Origin of the sequence: Citricoccus sp. (assembly GCF_032154715.1) — a bacterium.
Taxonomy (GTDB): Bacteria; Actinomycetota; Actinomycetes; order Actinomycetales; family Micrococcaceae; genus Citricoccus.
The window spans coordinates 24,192-41,103 of sequence record NZ_JALDXU010000009.1 but is presented as its reverse complement, the minus strand read 5'-3'; the positions used below and the strand labels follow the sequence as shown (position 1 = coordinate 41,103).

At 70.2% G+C, this 16,912-nt stretch carries 18 protein-coding genes; 8 read left to right on the top strand and 10 right to left on the bottom strand.

All coding sequences use genetic code 11. The features are described from left to right. Positions 1–10: 10 nt before the first annotated feature. Together pheT and pheS are read right to left on the bottom strand one after the other, a co-directional pair. Entirely contained in the window at positions 11–2,647 is a 2,637-nt protein-coding gene (gene pheT, locus RUH65_RS03140; protein WP_313815741.1) for a phenylalanine--tRNA ligase subunit beta, read from the bottom strand. 6 nt (positions 2,648–2,653) lie between these two features. Continuing rightward, a complete protein-coding gene (pheS, locus tag RUH65_RS03135; RefSeq protein WP_313815740.1) occupies positions 2,654–3,724 on the bottom strand; it encodes a phenylalanine--tRNA ligase subunit alpha in 1,071 nt (356 codons plus the stop codon). 196 nt (positions 3,725–3,920) lie between these two features. Here pheS and RUH65_RS03130 point away from each other — a divergent pair, with 196 nt between their 5' ends. The 3 genes from RUH65_RS03130 to RUH65_RS03120 all read left to right on the top strand — a co-directional run bounded on the left by RUH65_RS03130 (position 3,921) and on the right by RUH65_RS03120 (position 6,128). Continuing rightward, positions 3,921–4,337, top strand: coding sequence for a hypothetical protein (locus RUH65_RS03130; protein WP_313815739.1), 417 nt, complete (start codon positions 3,921–3,923; stop codon positions 4,335–4,337). A 123-nt stretch (positions 4,338–4,460) separates the two neighbouring features. After that, a complete protein-coding gene (locus RUH65_RS03125) occupies positions 4,461–5,738 on the top strand; it encodes an MFS transporter (RefSeq protein ID WP_313815738.1) in 1,278 nt (425 codons plus the stop codon). A gap of 9 nt (positions 5,739–5,747) precedes the next feature. Next, the gene (locus tag RUH65_RS03120; RefSeq protein ID WP_313815737.1) at positions 5,748–6,128 is read left to right on the top strand and encodes a DUF1801 domain-containing protein; all 381 of its coding nucleotides are present in this window, start codon (positions 5,748–5,750) and stop codon (positions 6,126–6,128) included. 64 nt (positions 6,129–6,192) lie between these two features. Here RUH65_RS03120 and pcp read toward each other — a convergent pair whose 3' ends face one another. Next, positions 6,193–6,918, bottom strand: coding sequence for a pyroglutamyl-peptidase I (gene pcp, locus RUH65_RS03115; RefSeq protein ID WP_313815736.1), 726 nt, complete (start codon positions 6,916–6,918; stop codon positions 6,193–6,195). Between the two features lie 56 nt (positions 6,919–6,974). On the opposite strand from pcp, the gene RUH65_RS03110 reads away from it, so the two are divergent. Next, entirely contained in the window at positions 6,975–8,093 is a 1,119-nt protein-coding gene (locus RUH65_RS03110) for an Rv2578c family radical SAM protein (protein ID WP_313815735.1), read from the top strand. A 4-nt stretch (positions 8,094–8,097) separates the two neighbouring features. Here RUH65_RS03110 and RUH65_RS03105 read toward each other — a convergent pair whose 3' ends face one another. Then, on the bottom strand, positions 8,098–8,607 hold the full coding sequence (locus RUH65_RS03105; protein ID WP_396179510.1) for a (deoxy)nucleoside triphosphate pyrophosphohydrolase: 510 nt from the start codon (positions 8,605–8,607) through the stop codon (positions 8,098–8,100). A 241-nt stretch (positions 8,608–8,848) separates the two neighbouring features. Between RUH65_RS03105 and RUH65_RS03100 the strand changes: the two genes are divergently transcribed. Both RUH65_RS03100 and RUH65_RS03095 read left to right on the top strand, forming a co-directional pair. Further along, positions 8,849–9,988: an MFS transporter gene (locus RUH65_RS03100; protein WP_313815734.1), complete on the top strand. Its 1,140-nt coding sequence runs from the start codon at positions 8,849–8,851 to the stop codon at positions 9,986–9,988. 134 nt (positions 9,989–10,122) lie between these two features. Further along, complete coding sequence (locus RUH65_RS03095) at positions 10,123–10,395, top strand: GlsB/YeaQ/YmgE family stress response membrane protein (RefSeq protein ID WP_313815733.1); 273 nt, start codon at positions 10,123–10,125, stop codon at positions 10,393–10,395. Positions 10,396–10,491: 96 nt separating this feature from the next. Here the strand turns inward: RUH65_RS03095 and RUH65_RS03090 are convergent, their stop codons facing one another. The 4 genes from RUH65_RS03090 to infC form a co-directional block, all read right to left on the bottom strand. After that, positions 10,492–11,463 (bottom strand): RNA methyltransferase, encoded by a 972-nt coding sequence (locus tag RUH65_RS03090; RefSeq protein WP_313815732.1) that lies wholly within the window; start codon positions 11,461–11,463, stop codon positions 10,492–10,494. Between the two features lie 56 nt (positions 11,464–11,519). Continuing rightward, positions 11,520–11,906, bottom strand: a complete 387-nt coding sequence (rplT, locus tag RUH65_RS03085; RefSeq protein WP_115931568.1) for a 50S ribosomal protein L20 — start codon at positions 11,904–11,906, stop codon at positions 11,520–11,522. Positions 11,907–11,994: 88 nt separating this feature from the next. Then, a complete protein-coding gene (gene rpmI, locus RUH65_RS03080) occupies positions 11,995–12,189 on the bottom strand; it encodes a 50S ribosomal protein L35 (protein WP_159551536.1) in 195 nt (64 codons plus the stop codon). Positions 12,190–12,315: 126 nt separating this feature from the next. After that, positions 12,316–13,362, bottom strand: coding sequence for a translation initiation factor IF-3 (gene infC / locus RUH65_RS03075; protein WP_396179496.1), 1,047 nt, complete (start codon positions 13,360–13,362; stop codon positions 12,316–12,318). A 360-nt stretch (positions 13,363–13,722) separates the two neighbouring features. On the opposite strand from infC, the gene RUH65_RS03070 reads away from it, so the two are divergent. After that, positions 13,723–14,094, top strand: a complete 372-nt coding sequence (locus RUH65_RS03070; RefSeq protein ID WP_313815730.1) for a DUF1844 domain-containing protein — start codon at positions 13,723–13,725, stop codon at positions 14,092–14,094. A 177-nt stretch (positions 14,095–14,271) separates the two neighbouring features. On the opposite strand, the gene RUH65_RS03065 is transcribed toward RUH65_RS03070, so the two are convergent. Further along, positions 14,272–14,703 (bottom strand): hypothetical protein, encoded by a 432-nt coding sequence (locus tag RUH65_RS03065; protein WP_313815729.1) that lies wholly within the window; start codon positions 14,701–14,703, stop codon positions 14,272–14,274. 327 nt (positions 14,704–15,030) lie between these two features. On the opposite strand from RUH65_RS03065, the gene RUH65_RS03060 reads away from it, so the two are divergent. Next, on the top strand, positions 15,031–15,279 hold the full coding sequence (locus RUH65_RS03060; RefSeq protein WP_010144519.1) for a WhiB family transcriptional regulator: 249 nt from the start codon (positions 15,031–15,033) through the stop codon (positions 15,277–15,279). A 105-nt stretch (positions 15,280–15,384) separates the two neighbouring features. Here RUH65_RS03060 and RUH65_RS03055 read toward each other — a convergent pair whose 3' ends face one another. After that, positions 15,385–16,905: a histidine kinase N-terminal domain-containing protein gene (locus tag RUH65_RS03055; RefSeq protein WP_313815728.1), complete on the bottom strand. Its 1,521-nt coding sequence runs from the start codon at positions 16,903–16,905 to the stop codon at positions 15,385–15,387. Between the last annotated feature and the right edge of the window lie 7 nt (positions 16,906–16,912).

Genomic DNA, 16,912 nt, shown 5'->3' with positions numbered 1-16,912 from the left:
CGATTACACCTTAGCGCTGGACGGCTCCGTGACGCCGGGCGGCCAGGTCGGTGGCGGCCGCGCGGGCCGCGGAGGCCTCGTCCGCGGTCAGGGTGCGGTCCGGGGCACGGAAGCGCAACGAGAAGGCCAGCGACTGATGGCCGTCCGCCACACCCTGCCCGGCGTAGACGTCGAAGAGGCTGACATCCTCGAGCAGCTCCCCCGCCCCCTCCCGCAAGGTCTCCAGGACGTCTCCCGCCACCACGTCGTCCGCGACCACGAGGGCCACGTCCTGGCTGGTGAGCGGGAAGGTGGACATCGGCCGGGCCACCACCACCTCAGCCGCTGCTGCGATCAGGGCATCCAGATCGATCTCCATGGCCACGGTGCGGGCGGGCAGGTCCGCGTCCCCGAGCCAGGACGGCAGCAGTTCCCCGGCCACGCCGATGACGGTACCGTCCACCGAGTCACCAGACCCCGCCAACCGCAGCTCAGCCGTGCGGCCCGGGTGGAAGGCCTGGTGGGTCCCCTGCGCGAGCCGCAGGTCCACGCCGAGGATCGCCGCGGCGTCCAGGGCGGCGCCGATAGCGTCCTGCCAGTCATACATGCGGGGCAGGTGCCCGGCACCGGGCGCGGAGTCGTGACCGGTGAGCACGGCGGCCAGGTGGCGCGGCTGGTCCGGGATCCCGGCCTCCAGGTCCGCCAGCACCTCGTCCGCCGGGCGGGCGCCCAGCGGCGGGATCGTGGCCGAGCCCAGCTGCTCACCGGGCAGGAAGACCAGCCCGGACTCGTAGAGGGCCAGGTCCCGGAACCCGCGGGAGTGGTTGCGGCGGGCGATGTCCAGCAGCCCGGGCAGCAGCGAGGTGCGCAGGTACCCGAACTCGGCGGAGATCGGGTTGGCCAGGTGCACCATCCGCTGCACGGCGCCCTCGTCCTCGGTGGCGGAGCCGAAGAGGCGGTTCTGCGCCTCGGTCACGAAGGGGTAGGCCAGCACCTCGGTCATCCCCGCGTCGGCCAGGCCTTGGACGACCCGGCGGCGGGCCGCCTGCTCCCGGGTCAGCCCGCGCCCCGGAGGGGCCACCGGCAGGGTGGACGGGATCTGGTCGTAGCCGATCAGGCGGGCGATCTCCTCGACCAGGTCGTCCCGGATCTCCAGGTCGTGGCGCCAGGTCGGGGCGGTGACGGTGAAGACCGTCCCGGCCGGGCCGGCGTCGGGATGTCCCGCGTCCGGAGCCGTGCCGCGGGCGACCGTGGCGCCCAGGTCCCGCAGGGTGGTCTCGATCTGGTCCTCGGTGTATGCGATGCCCATGCGTGCCACGGGGTAGGAGGCCGGCAGCTCGATGACGCTCGGCTCCGGGCGGGTGCCCACCTCGGTGATCCCCGCGTCCGCGGTGCCGCCGGCCAACTGGACGAGCAGCTGGACGGCGCGTTCGGCCGCCTCGTCCGCGATCTCCCAGTCCACGCCGCGCTCGTTGCGCTTGGAGGCCTCGGAGGGCAGGCGGTGACGGCGGCGGGTGCGGCCCATGGACACGGGATCGAAGTGCGCTGACTCGATCACGATCGTGGTGGTGGACTCGGAGACCTCGGTCTCGCCGCCGCCCATCACGCCGGCCAGGCCGATCGGGCCCCGGTCGTCGGTGATGAGCAGATCCTCGGCGGAGAGGGTCCGCGACTTGCCGTCCAGAGTGGTCAGTGCCTCACCCTCGGCGGCGCGGCGGACCACGATCGGGCCCTGCAGCTTCGCCGCGTCATAGAAGTGCAGCGGCTGCCCGAGTTCCCACATGACGTAGTTGGAGATGTCCACGGCCAGGGAGATGGACCGCATACCGGCCAGGCGCAGGCGCTGGGCCATCCACGGCGGGGTGGGCCGGCTCGGGTCGAGGCCCGTGACGGTGCGGGTCACGAAGCGGTCGCAGCCGGGGACGCCGTAGATGGGACGCTCGTCCTCCAGGTGTACCGGGTACCCCTGGCCGTTCGGCGCGGGAGCCGTGACCAGTGAGGCCGGGTCGGTGAAGGGCAACCCGGTGGCGTGAGCGTATTCACGGCCCACGCCGCGGATCGAGAAGGCGTAGCTCCGGTCCGCCGTCACGTTGATCTCGGCAGCCTCATCTCGCAGGTGCAGGAGGTCGTAGACGTCCGTGCCGGGCTCCGGGTCGTTGCCGTTCTCGGGCGAGAAACCGAGGGAGGACAGCACGATGATGCCCTCGTGATCCTCGCCGAGGCCCAGCTCGCGCGCCGAGGCGATCATCCCGGCCGAGAGGTGGCCGTAGGTCTGGCGCGGGGAGATGCGGAAGTCACCGGGCAGCACGGCGCCGGGCAGGGTGACGACGACCTTGTCCCCCACCTGGAAATTGTGGGCGCCGCAGACGATTCCCTGGACGCCGGAGGGGTCGATGCCCTCTCCGGCTCCCTCCCCGACCAAGGTCTGGTCCTGGCCCTCGGGCACCACCCGGACCTGGCACCAGTTGATGGTCTTGCCGTTCTTCTGCGGCTCGGGGACGATCTCCAGGACCTGGCCGACCACGAGGGGGCCGGAGAGCTCGTCCAGGGGACGGTGGACGTCCTCCTCCTCGAAACCGACCCTCACCAGGTCGGCCATGACGTCCTCGGCGGTCGCGTCCGCCGGGACCGGGACATATTCACGAAGCCATGACAGCGGGATGCGCACGGGTGATCAGATCTCCATTCCGAAGTGCTGGGAGAAGCGGACGTCGCCCTCGATCATGTCTCGCATGTCGAGGACCTCATTGCGGAACATCAGGGTGCGTTCCACGCCCATACCGAAGGCGAACCCGGAGTAGACCTCCGGGTCTAGACCGGCGGCACGCAGCACGTTCGGGTGCACCATGCCGCAGCCGCCCCATTCGATCCACTGCGGACCGCCCTTGGCGCCGGGATGCCAGATGTCCATCTCCGCGCTGGGCTCGGTGAACGGGAAGAAGTTGGAGCGCAGCCGGATCGTGGCCTCGGGGCCGAACATTTGGCGGGCGAAGTACTCCAGGGTGCCGCGCAGGTCCGCCATGGTCAGGCCCCGGTCCACGGCCAGGCCCTCGAACTGGTGGAACACCGGGGTGTGGGTGGCGTCCAGCTCGTCCGTGCGGAAGGTCCGGCCGGGCGAGAGCACGTACACCGGGACGCCGCGCTCGAGCATGGCGCGCATCTGCACGGGCGAGGTCTGCGTCCGCAGCAGCAGATGGGACTCGGCCGGGTCCACGAAGAAGGTGTCCTGCATCTCGCGGGCCGGGTGGTCCGGCTTGAAGTTCAGCGCGTCGAAGTTGTACCACTCCGATTCGAGTTCGGGCCCCTCCGCGATCTCCCAGCCCATGCCGATGAAGATGTCCGAGACCCGCTCCTGCAGCACGGACAGCGGGTGCCGGGCACCCACACGCCGCCGGCGCACGGCCGTGGTGACATCGACGGTCTCCTCGACGAGCATGCGGGCGGCGTGCTCGGCCTCGAGGACCTCGGTGCGGGCCGCGAGCGCCCGCTCCATGGACTTCCGGGCCCCGCCCATGAGCTTGCCGGCCACGGCCTTCTGGTCCTTGGGGAGTTGGCCGATCCCCCGGTTCGCCAGCGTCAGCGGCGCCCTCTCTCCCGTGTGGGCCAGTCGGGCCGCCTTGAGCTCTTCAAGATCGGCGGCAGCGGCGAAGGCCGCCAGGGCCCGCTCGACGGCGGCGTGCACCGCGGCTTCGTCCGCGGGGGAGAGTTCCAGCCCGCTGGGGTCCGACTGGGGGATTTCCGTCATGGTGGGCAACGACCTTCATGTCCTGAGGTTGCGAGTGTATGAAACGTAGCTTTACGGTTCTGACCTTCGGTGTAGCCCCCGCACCCGGCGGAAGGCCTTGGCCAGTCTAATGGCCGCAGGGCGGCACGGCATTCCGACGACGCCTGGGCCGGGCGGGCTCCCGGGCGACCTCGGCCTGTCCAGGCAGAATGGGTCCATGCCCCTCCGTCTGCGGATCCGCCAGCTGTGGAACGCCGCCAACCTGACCACGCCTCTGGGACTGGTGCTGGCGCTGGCTGCTGGTTGCCGGATCCAGCGGGGCCCGCATGGACTGGTCCTCGCGTACGGCTACCGGTGGGCCTTTCCCGACGGCGGCGCCTTCACCGTGGGCAACCTCGTCCTGTTCCGGCCCCAGACCGCTCCGATGGCCCGGCTGCTGGATCACGAGTCCCGGCACGCCACCCAGTACGCGTGGTGCCTGGGACTGCCGTTCCTGGTGCTGTACTTCACCGCGGCCGCCTGGTCCGTGCTGCGCACCGGTGATCCGGCCTCACGGAACCTGTTCGAGCGCCACGCGGGGCTGGCGGCCGGTGGCTACCGTGAGCGTCCGGTGCGGTGGCCGCGGCGGCACTAGTCGGTGACGACGGCGTGGGCGTCGGCGTGGGCGTCGGCGTGGGCGTCCGTTGACTAGGATCGACTCGTTCCGGTTTCTGCCCGAAGGCTGCCCTCGACCTGAACGTCCCCTGTCCGCTCTCCGTTGGGAGTCACCTCGCGCCGCCCACCCACAGCCAGCCCGATCCTGCCGTGGATCATCGTCGGCATCGTCATCCTCGCCCTCAACCTCCGGGCCCCCATCATCGCGCCCACGGCCATTCTCGGGGACATCCAGGCCGACACCGGACTGGACGCCGTCGGGGCGGGGCTGCTGACCGGACTGCCGATCCTGCTCTTCGCCCTGGCCACCCCCGTGGCCACCCGGACCATCGGACGGTGGGGCTCCGAGGCCACGGTGTTCGCCTGCCTGGCGGGGGTGCTGGCCGGCACCGTGCTGCGCTCCGCTGGGCCGGCGTGGATGGTCCTGGCCGGCACCGCCGTCATCGGCCTGTCGCTGACCCTGGGGAACATCGTGGTGCCGGTGATCATCCGCCGGGAGGTTCCGTGGGACCGGGTCTCCCTGGCGACGGGACTGTATTCCGCCGGCATGAATGTGGGCTCCATGGCCACCCTGCTCGGCACGGGCCCGCTGGCCGCCGCCGTCGGCTGGCGCTGGGCACTCGCGCTCTGGGGCGTGCTCGCGGTGATCGGGATGGCCTATTGGCTGGCCCTGGTCCGGCGGCGCCTGCGGGAGGCCCCCGGCGGTCAGTCCACCACCACGGAGACTGGCCCGGTCTCCGGGCCGGCAGCTCCGAAGGCCCGGAGCGCCGGCGGCCGTCCGGCGCCGCCGTTCCGCCGCGTCATGTGGCTGTTGGTCATCGCCTTCAGCGGCCAGTCGGCCGGCTACTACACCACCACCACGTGGCTGCCCTCGATCCTGTCGGATTCCCAGGGCCTGGACACCGCGGGGTCCGGCGCCACGGCGTCCCTGTTCCAGGTCGCCGCCATCGTGGGCGCCCTGGGCGTTCCCCTCCTGGCGGCACGGACGAGGCCCTGGGTCCCCATGGCGGTGGTGGCGGTCCTGTGGCTGTCCCTGCCGATCGGTCTGCTGCTGGCGCCCGAGGCCTACGTACTGTGGTCACTCACCGGTGGCGTGGCTCAGGGCGGCGGTTTCACGGCCATCTTCTCGATCATCGCCCGGATGGCCGGCAACGACTCCGAGGCCGCCTCCGGCTCAGCCTTCGTCCAGACGGGCGGCTATCTGGCCGCCACGATCGCCCCACCACTCGCCGGCTGGCTGCACACCGCCACCGAGGGCTGGACGGCACCGATCCTGCTGGTCCTCGCCGCCACCCTGGCCTTCACCATCGCGGGATTGCTGGCCGCACGGTCATCGGCGCGGCCACCCGAACCTCGACAGGCAGGTGCTGACCCGGCCTAGCCTGGAGACATGCGCACCGAATCCAAGCCGGGCACCGTTGACGAGTACATCGATTCCGCCCCCGAACAGTTGCGGGGCAGGCTCGAGGAGTTGCGGGCGTTGGCCAGCTCTGCGACGCCCGCGACCACCGAGGCGCTGAAGTGGGGCACCCCGGCCTTCCTGCACCCGAGCGGGACGATCCTGTTCATCATCAGCGGTCATCAGCGCCACTCCAACGTGGTTTTCACTCCCAGCATCCGCGAGGCCTTCGAGGACGAGCTCTCCGATGTCGAGACCGGCAAGGGATCCGTGAAGATCCCCCACAGCGATCCTGTGCCCCGCGAACTCCTGAGGCGGATGATGCAGGCCCGCTGGCGTGAATTCGAGGACCACGGCGTCACCTGGATGTAGCAGGCACAGCCTTCCCCTCGGGCTGTGGGCTCCCCCGCCCGGCCCCGTGCTTTTGTCGGTTTCGTCAGTACAGCGGGCCATCTGGCACGTCGAGGTCCGACGCCGGCCGCGCCGCTTCCAGCGCGGCAATCACGAGCGCCTCGGCCAGCTGGGCGCCCGGCACGGTCGGCCACGGTTCCGGACAGGCCCTGTCATCGCCGTGCGCACCCACCGGCACTGTTCTTCGGGGCGCGTTCTCGTCCCACGGCACGTGGATGAACCCGGCGGTCCGCACGGACCCGGTGTCCGCCCGGGCCATCAACTCGTAGAAGAGGTGGTTGCAGACGAAGCTACCCGCGCTCAGGGACAGCTCGGCCGGAATCTCGGCGTCGCGCAGCGCGGCGACGATGCGCTTGACCGGCAGCGTGGAGAAATAGGCGGCGGGACCAGCGTCGTCCACGGCCTGCCCTGCCGGCTGGGCACCGGAGTTGTCCGGGATGCGGGCATCCTGAAGGTTGACGGCCACCCTCTCCACGGCCACCCGCGTCCGGCCGCCGGCCAGGCCGCAGGCGATGACGGTCCCGGGCTGGTGTTCGGCCAGCGCCCGCTCCAGGGCCTCGGTGGATCCGGCGAAAGAACAGGGCAGCCTCACGGCGACCGCACGGACGCCGCGGTCCCGGAGTCGACGGGCCGCCTCCTGTGCCGCGGGCCAGGAGGGGTTGTGCCCATCTCCCGCGAAGGGCTCGAAGCCGGTGAGCAGCAGGGGCGCGAGGCCAGGGTCGTGGTGTGCGGCGGCGGCGGGACCGGTCATGGCTCCAGAATAGCGCCCCCTTGCACCACCGTTAGTACATGTGTTCTAATCGACGCATGCGATGGGAAGCGCAGACTCTGCAGGCCGGGGACGGGATAGATCAGGGCGACGGCGGCACTCCAGCCGCACCGGCCGCCCTGCTCCCGCTCTCCGGCCTGCAGCGTTCCATCACCACGCCGGAGTTCGCGGACACCACCTTCCACGAGGTCGTGGCCAAGTCGGCCCTGAACAAGGTCCCGGATTCCTCCCCCATGCCCTTCCGCTGGACCGTCAACCCCTACCGGGGCTGCACCCATGCGTGCCGGTACTGCTACGCCCGCAACACCCACGAGTACCTGGATTTCAACGCGGGCACCGATTTCGATCAGCAGATCGTCGTCAAGGTGAACACCCCCGAGATCCTTCGGCGGGAATTGGCACGCCCCAGCTGGACCCGCGAGCTGGTGGCATTGGGCACCAACACGGACCCCTATCAACGGGCCGAGGGCAGATACCGGTTGATGCCCGGCATCATCACGGCCCTGGCGGATGCGGGCACCCCCTTCTCCATCCTGACCAAGGGCACCCTCCTGGGACGGGACCTGGACCTGCTGGCCTCAGCCTCTCGCCAGGTGCCGGTGCAGGTCTCCGTGTCCCTGGCCATGCTGGACGCGGGCCTCGCCCACCGGGTCGAACCGGGCACCCCCACCCCCGCGGCCCGGCTCAAGCTCATCGAGAAGCTGTCCTCGGCCGGCGCAGAGGTCACGGTCATGGCCATGCCCCTGCTGCCCTGGCTCACCGATTCCGACCGCCAGCTGGAGGACCTCATGACCGCGCTGGCCGGCGCCGGCGCCCAGTCCGTCCTGGCCGGGGCCCTGCATCTGCGGCCCGGAGCACGGCAGTGGTATCTGCAGTGGATCGAGCAGGACCACCCGAACCTGCTGGACGGATACCGTCAGCTCTACGGCCGCAGCTCCTATGCGCCCGTCTCCTACCGCAAAGCACTCGGCCGGCGGGCCTCCGCCGCGGCCCGGCGTCACGGCCTGCACCACGAGGGGGCCCATCGCATCACCCGCCCGGACGGGGACGAGACGAGGACGGCCGCCCCTCGCCCCGGCGCGGGTGGCTACCGAGCTCCGACCGGGAGCACGGACCCTGCCAAGCCGGTCCCGGTACCGCAGCCGTCCCTGTTCTAGGGCCTCAACCCTCCGGACGCACGAGCTCCACCAGCGCATCCACGATGGGACGGTCCGCCGGAATCCACTCCAGCTCCTGCAGCGCGGCCCGGTCGAGGGCACGCCACTCGAGCAGGTCGTGATCCTCCAGCGGCTGGGGGTCGCCCTCGACGATCACCGCGGTGAACACCCGCATCCTGGCCCCGTTGGCCAGCAGCCAGCCCTCCGGGTGGTCGGCGGCCACCTCGCGGTCCAGCCGGACATGGACCCCGAGTTCTTCGCGCACCTCCCGGACCAGCGCCGCGCGAGGGTCCTCCCCCGGCTCCACCTTGCCGCCCGGGAACTCCCACAGGCCCGCGAGTGCCTCCGGTGCGCTGCGCCGGGCGGCCAGCAGCACCGTCGGACCCGCCACCTCGTCCATCACGGCAGCCCCCACGACCGGCCGGGGCATCCGGCCAGCGGAACGCGAGACTGGACCGGACACCGCGTTCGGATCCTTCACGTGGAGGGGCACGGCCGGGGTCTCCGAGGTGATGTCACTCATTCACCCGAGCCTACCCACCCTCCCCCTGCGTTGTCCGAGTGACCTCCACCGGCGGGGAACGCCCGGACAGCGCGCCGTGTGGGCGTGGGGACCGTAGTCTGGATCAGTGCCGAACACCGCTGCCGACGATTTCTACCCCACCTCACCTTCCACATCATCCTCCGCTTCGTCTTCTTCGTCATCTGCCTCATCGGCCGCGTCGCGCCTTCACCCGCCCGGCCGTCGCGCCATCGTGCCGGGCATCCTCGCGCTGGCCCTCGGAGGCTTCGCGATCGGCACCACCGAGTTCGCCATCATGGGCCTGCTCCCCGAGGCGGTCGCGGACCTGGGGGTCGACCTGCCCGCAGGCGGCATCCTCATCTCGGCCTATGCCCTCGGAGTGGTCATCGGGGCGCCGCTGCTGGCCGCCGGCATGGCCCGGATCGACCGGCGCACCTCTGCCCTCTGGCTGATGGCCCTGTTCGTCATCGGACACGCGGCCAGCCTGTTCGCCCCGGACTTCTCCACCATGCTCGTGGCCCGGTTCATCTCCGGCCTGCCGCACGGCGCGTACTTCTCGGCCGCCGCCCTGGCCGCCGCCCACCTGGCCGGACCCGCACGGCGCGGCCAGGCCATCGCGTGGGTCATGGCAGGACTGTCCGTCGCGAACCTCATCGGCGTTCCCTTGGCCACCTGGTTGGGTCAGAACTCCGGCTGGCGGTGGATGTTCATCGTCACGGGATTCTTCGGTGCCGCCACCCTGGCCGCCGTGGCGTGGTTGGTCCCCCGTGTCCCCGCTCCTCCCGGCGCCTCCGTGCGCAGCGAGCTCACGGCTCTGAGATCTCCGGCGCTCTGGCGGGCCATCGTGGTCGGCATCATCGGCTTCGCCGGGATGTTCGCCCTCTACACGTACATCGCTCCCGTCTTCACGGACGTCGGCGGCATGGCACCGCAGCTGGTGCCCGTCATCATGGCCCTCTACGGGGTCGGCATGGTGGTGGGCACCCTGGTGGGCGGCACCCTGTCCGACCGCTCGGCACGGCGGACCCTGCAGTGGATGCTGGCCATCGTCGCCGTGGCGTTGGCCTGCTTCAGCCTGACCGCCGAGTGGTGGATCCTCTCGCTGGTGCCGCTGCGGGCCGCCGCCATGGCGGCCTCGGCTTTGGTCCCGTCCCTGCAGGTCCTGCTCGTCGACGCCGCCCCGCAGGCACCCCAGCTGTCCGGGGCACTCAACCATTCGGCCCTCAACCTCGCCAACGCCATGGGCGCCTGGGTGGGGGCCGCCGTGATCCAGTCCGGTCTCGGTCTGCAGGTGCCCGCAGGCGCCGGAGCGGCCCTCGCCGGCGTCGGGCTCCTGCTGTCCCTGGTCCTGCTCCGGTCCCGCACTACCTGAGAATTCCGCTCCGGCTTGCAATGTTGTGCTCAGGCCGGGCCCCCCGACCGTCCATCAACCGTGGACTGGCAGCCCGCCACAGACGGACACTATCCGTATCCGTACTGCGTCACGAGCACGAAGGGGTAGACAACATGGGCTTCATCAGCTGGATCATCCTCGGACTCATCGCCGGCGTCATCGCCCGGCTCATTCTTCCCGGCAAGCAGGGTGGCGGCTGGATCACTGCCCTGATCACCGGTCTCATCGGTGCTGTGCTGGGCGGCTGGATCGCCAGCCTGCTCGGCGTGGGCGCCATGGACGAGTTCTGGAGCTTCGGAACGTGGATCTTCGCCATCGCCGGCGGCGTGATCGTCGCGTTCGCCTGGCAGGCCATCACCCGGCGGACCAGCCGCACGGAGGCCTGACCGGCCTCCGCCACGACGCGAAGGGCGCCCCTCAACCGGGGGCGCCCTTCGTCGTCTCGTGATGGTGGCGGGGTCACGATTCCATCCCGGATCGCCTCAGACCAGGTCGCCTCCGGCTGTGGTGTGGTCCGGCGCGTGCTGCGCCATCGCCGAGGCGTAGAGGCAGACCGTGGCGGCCGTGGCCACGTTGAGCGATTCGGCCCGACCGTACAGCGGGACCGCCACCCGCGCGTCGGCCAGGGCCAGTTCCTCGACGGACAGACCCTGGGCCTCGTTGCCGAACAACCAGGCCGCCGGCCCGGCCAGCAGGCCCGACGGCGGCCGGTCCAGCACCACGGACCCGTAGCCGTCCGCTGCCAACACCGCCAGACCATGATCGCGGAGGGATCCCACGGCGACGGCGGCCTCCACTCCGGTCACGACCGGTAGGTGGAACAGCGATCCGGCCGTGGAACGAACCACCTTGGGATTGAACACGTCCACGGAACCAACCGTCAGCACCACCACCCCGGCGCCTGAGGCATCCGCTGCCCGCAGGATGGTGCCCGCGTTGCCGGGATCCTGGACCCGACACAGGACGGCGGCCAGGCGTGGCTCCTGCAGAGCGGCGAGGACGGGTGCGGCGCCGGTGTCCGGGAGGCGGCAGACGGCGATGATGCCCTGACCGGTGACGGCATCGGCCATGGCGTCCAGGACCTCGTCGGTCACCCACCGCACCGGTACGCCCCGGTCGGCGGCACGGCGGACCAGGTCCGCCAACTCCGGGTCACGGTCCGCCACCCCGGTGGCCAGGTAGACGGACTCCACGACCCGGCCGGGAATCCACTGGGTGTAGCCCTGCGGACGAGGGCTCCGACGGTCGGCGGCCTGGGCAGGGTCGGCATCCTGGTCGGGACGAGGACTCAGCATCCCCAGGTGCGCCCGCAGCGCCTCCCGGGATGACTGCGGGCCCTCAGCCAGGAACAGGCCATCCCGGGAACGCGACGAGCGCCCCGCCAGGCGTGCGACCTTCCGGACCCGGTCTGCCCGGGGGTTGGTCATCACGTCCTGATCGGGGCGCTCGTTCATGGTGTTCCGAGTCCGGTGGCGGCCCTGTGGCCGCCCCCGTCAACGGGTACGCATCTTTACTTCGCGACTGCCGGGGCGTTGACGTCAGCCGGCAGGGCTGCACGGGAGGCCGTCACCAGGGCTGCGAACGCGGCAGAGTCGGACACGGCCAGCTCGGCGAGCATGCGGCGGTCCACCTCGATGCCGGCCAGCTTGAGCCCCTGCATGAAGCGGTTGTAGGTCATGCCGTTGGCGCGGGAGGCCGCGTTGATACGGGTGATCCACAGGCGGCGGAAGTCGCCCTTGCGCTTCTTGCGGTGCTGGTAGTTGTAGACATACGAGTGCAGCAGCTGTTCCTTGGCCTTGCGGTAAAGGCGGGAACGCTGTCCGCGGTAACCGGCCGCGCGGTCCAAGACCACCCGGCGCTTCTTGTGGGCGTTGACTGCCCGCTTCACACGTGCCACGTGCGTACTCCTTCGAATCGATGCCCACCGCGTTCTTCGTCAGTCGCGGCGGCTAGCTGTGTGCGGCCGAGAAGGCCACGGGGAAATGTCAGATGCCCAGCATCCGCTTGATGGTCTTGACGTTGGCCTTGGAGACCAACTGGTCGGAGGCCAGGCGGCGGGTCAGCGTGGAGGGCTTGTGCTCCAAGTAGTGGCGGCGGTTGGCCTGCTGACGCATCAGCTTGCCGGAACCGGTCACGCGGAAGCGCTTCTTGGCTCCGCTGTGGGTCTTCATCTTCGGCATGGCTGCCGTTCTCCTTCATGTTGGCTGTCCGCCCGTCGGGCGAACAGTGCTCCGTGGACCCTCCCGGAGGTGGGGCCGATCTGGTCCGTACCGGCTTGAAGCCGGTGACGAAAGGGTGGTGCTGGTCTACTTGCTTCCGCCCGGCTTGGGGCCGGGCCTCGGCGCTGCACCGGGCTTGGGTGCCGCAGACGGCTTCGGCATGGCCGGCTTGGGAGCCGGCGTCGGCTTCGCGGCAGGCTTGGCTGCCGCAGGCTTGGGTGCCGCGGCGGGCTTGACCACCGCGGGCTTCGGTGCCGCGGCGGGTTTGGCGGCAGGCCTCGCGGTCGCCGGCTTGGCGGCCGGGGCTGCCTTCGCCGGAGCTGTCTTCGCCGGGGCCTCCTTGTCTGCCGGAGCTGCCGGAGCCTTCGGAGCTTCCGCGGCCGGAGCAGCCTGGGCCGGGGCCTGCTGGGTTGCAGGCTTCTCGGCCGCCTTCTCCACCGGAGCCGTGGGAGCTTCCGCGGCCGGAGCCTCGGTACCGGCCTGGGCCAGCTTCTTCAGCTCTTCGGGCATGGCGTCCGACATCGTGCTGGACAGCGGCGCCGAGGAGGTGTCCTCGGCAATCTTCTGCTTCGCCTCGCGGGCCGCCACGTCACGGCGGGAGCCGACGCGTTCCTGCTTCGGCTCCTGGTGCTTGCGTGCCTCGGCACGGGCCTCGGACTTGTTCTTCAGCGGACCGATCACCATGACCATGTTGCGGCCGTCCTGGCGCGGGCTCGACTCGACCATGCCGACATCGGCGACATCCTCGGCGAACTTCTGCAGCAGACGGATGCCCAGTTCAGGGCGCTGCTGCTCACGTCCACGGAACTGGATCATGGCCTTGACCTTGTCCCCAGCGGTGAGGAACTTGCGGGCATGACCGGTCTTGGTCTCGTAGTCGTGCTTGTCGATCTTCAGGCGGAAGCGGACTTCCTTGAGGATGGTGTTGGTCTGGTTCTTCCGTGCCTCACGGGCCTTGACAGCGGCTTCGTACTTCCACTTGCCGAAGTCCATGAGCTTGCAGACCGGCGGCTTGGCCGTGGGGGCCACTTCAACGAGGTCCAGATCGGCCTCGGCGGCTAGACGCAACGCATCCTCGATGCGCACAATTCCCACCTGTTCGCCCTGGGGGCCGACCAGGCGCACCTCGGGCACGCGGATCCGTTCGTTGATTCTTGGCTCGCTAATCTTGCAACTCCTGTTTCTGGACGCTGTGGATGCGGGGCCGCCATCCCGGTGCGGCTCCCTGCGCCGATCCGGAGACAACTAAGGCCTCCGTGCTCAACGCAGACGGAGGCCTAGCCGACGGACGTGTCCGACGACCCATCGGCCGACGGGTCCCTTCCGGGGCCGTCCGACCGGTGACCCGGCAACTCGGTCCGCCGGGGCGGACATCCTGCTGACGCGGGTGGGAGGTGGCCTCCACTTCGATGACTGATCTCGTCACCCATCTCACACCCGTACTTGCAGTGGAATGGGACTCGGGACCAGCTGGTCTGTGACAAGCTTACCAGCATGAATGACGAACAGCAGAATCCCTCCCCCTCGGACGATCCCGTCAACGATCGGGTGCGGGAGATCCATGAGGTCCCGGCCGTGGAACTCATCAACACCGCCGCCGTGCACCTCATGACTGCCTCCGCGGTGAAGGTCGGCCTGGCTGACACGCCGAACGCCGAGGACCTGATCGACCTGGACGAGGCGCGCAAGCTGATCACCGCGCTGGCCGGCCTGGTCACGTCCGCCGCCCCGGAGATCGGCAGCCAGCACGCCGGTCCCCTGCGCGACGGACTGCGTTCGCTGCAGCTGGCGTTCCGCGAGGCCTCGCCCTTCCCGGACGCCCCGGGTAAGGGTCCGGGAGAGAAGTACACCGGCGCCGTGAATTGACCGCCGGCCGATGGACCGCATGACCTGATCGCCACCGTCCGGCCGCACCAGTGGCCTCACAGTGAGTGGACCACCCAGGGGTCCGGCGCCGTCCACGGACGGCACCGGGCCTCTGTCGCGTCCGGATGCTCCCGCCGGCCTCGAGGGCCTGGTACGTCACGCCATGGGCAGGCGCCCTCAGCGGTGGAGGCCCGCCAGGTGTTCGGCGACCTGCCGGCTGAACATCAGGAACAGGATCCCGGCGGCCGGCACCAGGAAGAGCAGGCCAGTCGCCGCATTGCCGGCGGAGAAGAAGCTGACGGACAGGATCACGGCGAACAGCTCGATCACCACCACGGCGGCCCGCACCCAGGCCCGACCGGCCCACAGGCTCAAACCGGCAGCACCGATCCAGACCCCGGCGGCCACGACCAGGACCACCAGGAAGATCTGCGCGCCCAGGTTCAACACGCCGCTGCCGATCTCGAGGCCGAACACCACGGCGACACCGAGGACCGCGAGGGCCTGGAGAAGCAGCAGCAGGGTCAGCGCCACCACGGCCGGCGGCCGGTGCCCGGGTTCGCGAGTGGTCGATGGCCGGGGGGTGGCCTGGTGTTCTGGCGTGGGCACGGCGTCCGGCTTTCTGTTGCACTGTGGGCTGGTGGCCGCACCCTTGACAGTGGTGACGGCGAGCCGGGATAGTCTACGGCACCCGTTCCGCGCTGTGATCAACATCGCATGGTAACCGCACGTTAACGTGCTGGGCCTCTTGTTTACTCGTCAGTGACATGAAAAGATATTTCACGAAGTTCAGCGGGGGTCGTCGCAACGGCCCTTTTTTGTTGCCATCGACAGGATGGCGCAGATCAGCCCCGCTTGAGGACTACCGTCCGATGACCCGAGACAGTATTGCCGGGGCCAACCGTGTGCCCGGCAGCGAAGGAGTGAACGATCAGCATGGATTGGCGTAGCCGGGCAGCATGCCTGGACAAGGACCCGGAACTCTTCTTCCCGGTGGGGAACACGGGTCCGGCCCTGCTCCAGATCGAAGAGGCCAAGGCTGTCTGCCGCACCTGTGAAGTGGTCGACACGTGCCTGCAGTGGGCCATTGAGTCCGGACAGGACTCCGGCGTCTGGGGCGGCATGAGCGAGGATGAGCGCCGCGCCCTCAAGCGCCGGGCCGCCCGCGCCCGCCGCGCCTCCTAATCCGGACGCCAGACCGCGAACCCCTCGCACCACGCCACAGGCCCTGACCCGTGAGGTCAGGGCCTGTGGCGTGTCTCGGGATAGCTCTCGGCGCCCCATCAGTGGTCAATGCTCCGGGACCGGCGCCTGGATGACCACCTCGGTACCACCGGACTCCAACACCGTCCAGTCGATCGTGCCCCGCAGGTCCCCCGCCACCAGCGTGCGGACGATGTGCAGACCGAGGCCGGGGCTCTGCCCCGGTGCCGGAACGACGCCGGGCGCTAGGTCATGGCGCCCCGCGCCGGTCTCCGGTCCGCTGTCCCAGAGGCGGACCTCCAGTCGCTCACCGGAGGGCGTCTGCGTCCGGCGAGCCGAGAGCCCCACGTGGCCACCCTCCGGCCCGATCCCGTGCTCCACCGCGTTCATGGCGAGCTCATTGATCACCAGGGCCAAAGGGGTGGCCAAGTCGGAGGGCAGCTGGCCGAAACCGCCCCGGAACTCCGTGCTGATTTCCCGGCCGTCGCCGGACACTTCCACGGCGAGCCGGAACTGACGCCCCAGCAGGGAGTCCATATCCACCTGTTGCTCGAGGCCCCGGGACAGCGTCTCGTGGACCAGGGCGATGGTGTCCACCCGGCGCATGGCCTGCTCCAGGCCCTTCTTCGCCTCCTCTGAGTGCATCCGCCGGGCCTGCATCCGCAGCAGGGACCCCACGGTCTGGAGGTTGTTCTTCACGCGGTGATGGATCTCCCGGATGGTGGCGTCCTTGCCGATGAGCTGCTGCTCCCGCCGGCGCAATTCGGTGACATCCCTCAGGAGCACCAACGCCCCGAAACGTCCCGCGTCGTCCCGCAACGGCACCGTGTGGAGGGTCAGATTGACCGAGCGGACATCCAGTTCGGCGCGGGCCGCGGCCTTGCCGGTCAGGACCAGCGGCAGGGACTCGTCCACGGGCCGGCGTTCATCCTGCAGATCCGTGACGATCCTCGCCAGGGACCGTCCCTCCAAGGGCTCGGTCTCCCCCAGCCGGCGGAAGGCCGAGACGGCGTTCGGGGTGGCGAAGTCCACCAAGCCCTCACCCGTGAGGCGCAGGACACCGTCCCCGACCCGGGGCGAACCCCGGTGGGAACTGCTCACGGGGTCGTCCGTCTCCGGCCACTGGCCGTGGGACAGCATGGCCAACAGCTGCGTGGCACTCTCCCGGTACACCAGCTCGAGCCGGGACGGCGTGCGCTGGCCCGTGAGGTTCTGGTGGACCGTGACCACCCCGATGCAGCGGTGGTCGCGGACCACGGGCCACACCGCCACCCGCATGGAGCTGTCCGGACCGTGCACCGAGGGTGCCGTGGCCGTCGGCTCCCCGGTGGTCCAGGCCTGGTCCACCAGGGACTTCAGGTCCGTCCGGACCCGGCTGCCCACGATGTCCCGGTGCAGGGAGGTCTGTGAGGTGAAGGGCCGCGCCTGGGCCAGGGCCACGAAGCCGCGGCCGGTGACCTCCGAGCCCGCGACCGGATACCACAGCACCAGGTCCGCGAAGTCCAGATCCGCGATGAGCTGCCACTCACCGACCACCATGTGCAGCCAGTCGACATCGCCCTCCGCCAGATCGGGGTTGTCGTGCAGAGGGTCGGTGAACAAGGCCATGGAACAG

Excerpts from the sequence above, each read along its gene's own strand:
- pheS (WP_313815740.1), bottom strand. The coding sequence starts at position 3,724 with ATGACGGAAATCCCCCAGTCGGACCCCAGCGGGCTGGAACTCTCCCCC.
- RUH65_RS03130 (WP_313815739.1), top strand. The coding sequence starts at position 3,921 with ATGCCCCTCCGTCTGCGGATCCGCCAGCTGTGGAACGCCGCCAACCTG.
- RUH65_RS03120 (WP_313815737.1), top strand. The coding sequence starts at position 5,748 with ATGCGCACCGAATCCAAGCCGGGCACCGTTGACGAGTACATCGATTCC.
- pcp (WP_313815736.1), bottom strand. The coding sequence starts at position 6,918 with ATGACCGGTCCCGCCGCCGCCGCACACCACGACCCTGGCCTCGCGCCC.
- RUH65_RS03110 (WP_313815735.1), top strand. The coding sequence starts at position 6,975 with ATGCGATGGGAAGCGCAGACTCTGCAGGCCGGGGACGGGATAGATCAG.
- RUH65_RS03095 (WP_313815733.1), top strand. The coding sequence starts at position 10,123 with ATGGGCTTCATCAGCTGGATCATCCTCGGACTCATCGCCGGCGTCATC.
- RUH65_RS03090 (WP_313815732.1), bottom strand. The coding sequence starts at position 11,463 with ATGAACGAGCGCCCCGATCAGGACGTGATGACCAACCCCCGGGCAGAC.
- rpmI (WP_159551536.1), bottom strand. The coding sequence starts at position 12,189 with ATGCCGAAGATGAAGACCCACAGCGGAGCCAAGAAGCGCTTCCGCGTG.
- RUH65_RS03070 (WP_313815730.1), top strand. The coding sequence starts at position 13,723 with ATGAATGACGAACAGCAGAATCCCTCCCCCTCGGACGATCCCGTCAAC.
- RUH65_RS03060 (WP_010144519.1), top strand. The coding sequence starts at position 15,031 with ATGGATTGGCGTAGCCGGGCAGCATGCCTGGACAAGGACCCGGAACTC.
- RUH65_RS03055 (WP_313815728.1), bottom strand. The coding sequence starts at position 16,905 with ATGGCCTTGTTCACCGACCCTCTGCACGACAACCCCGATCTGGCGGAG.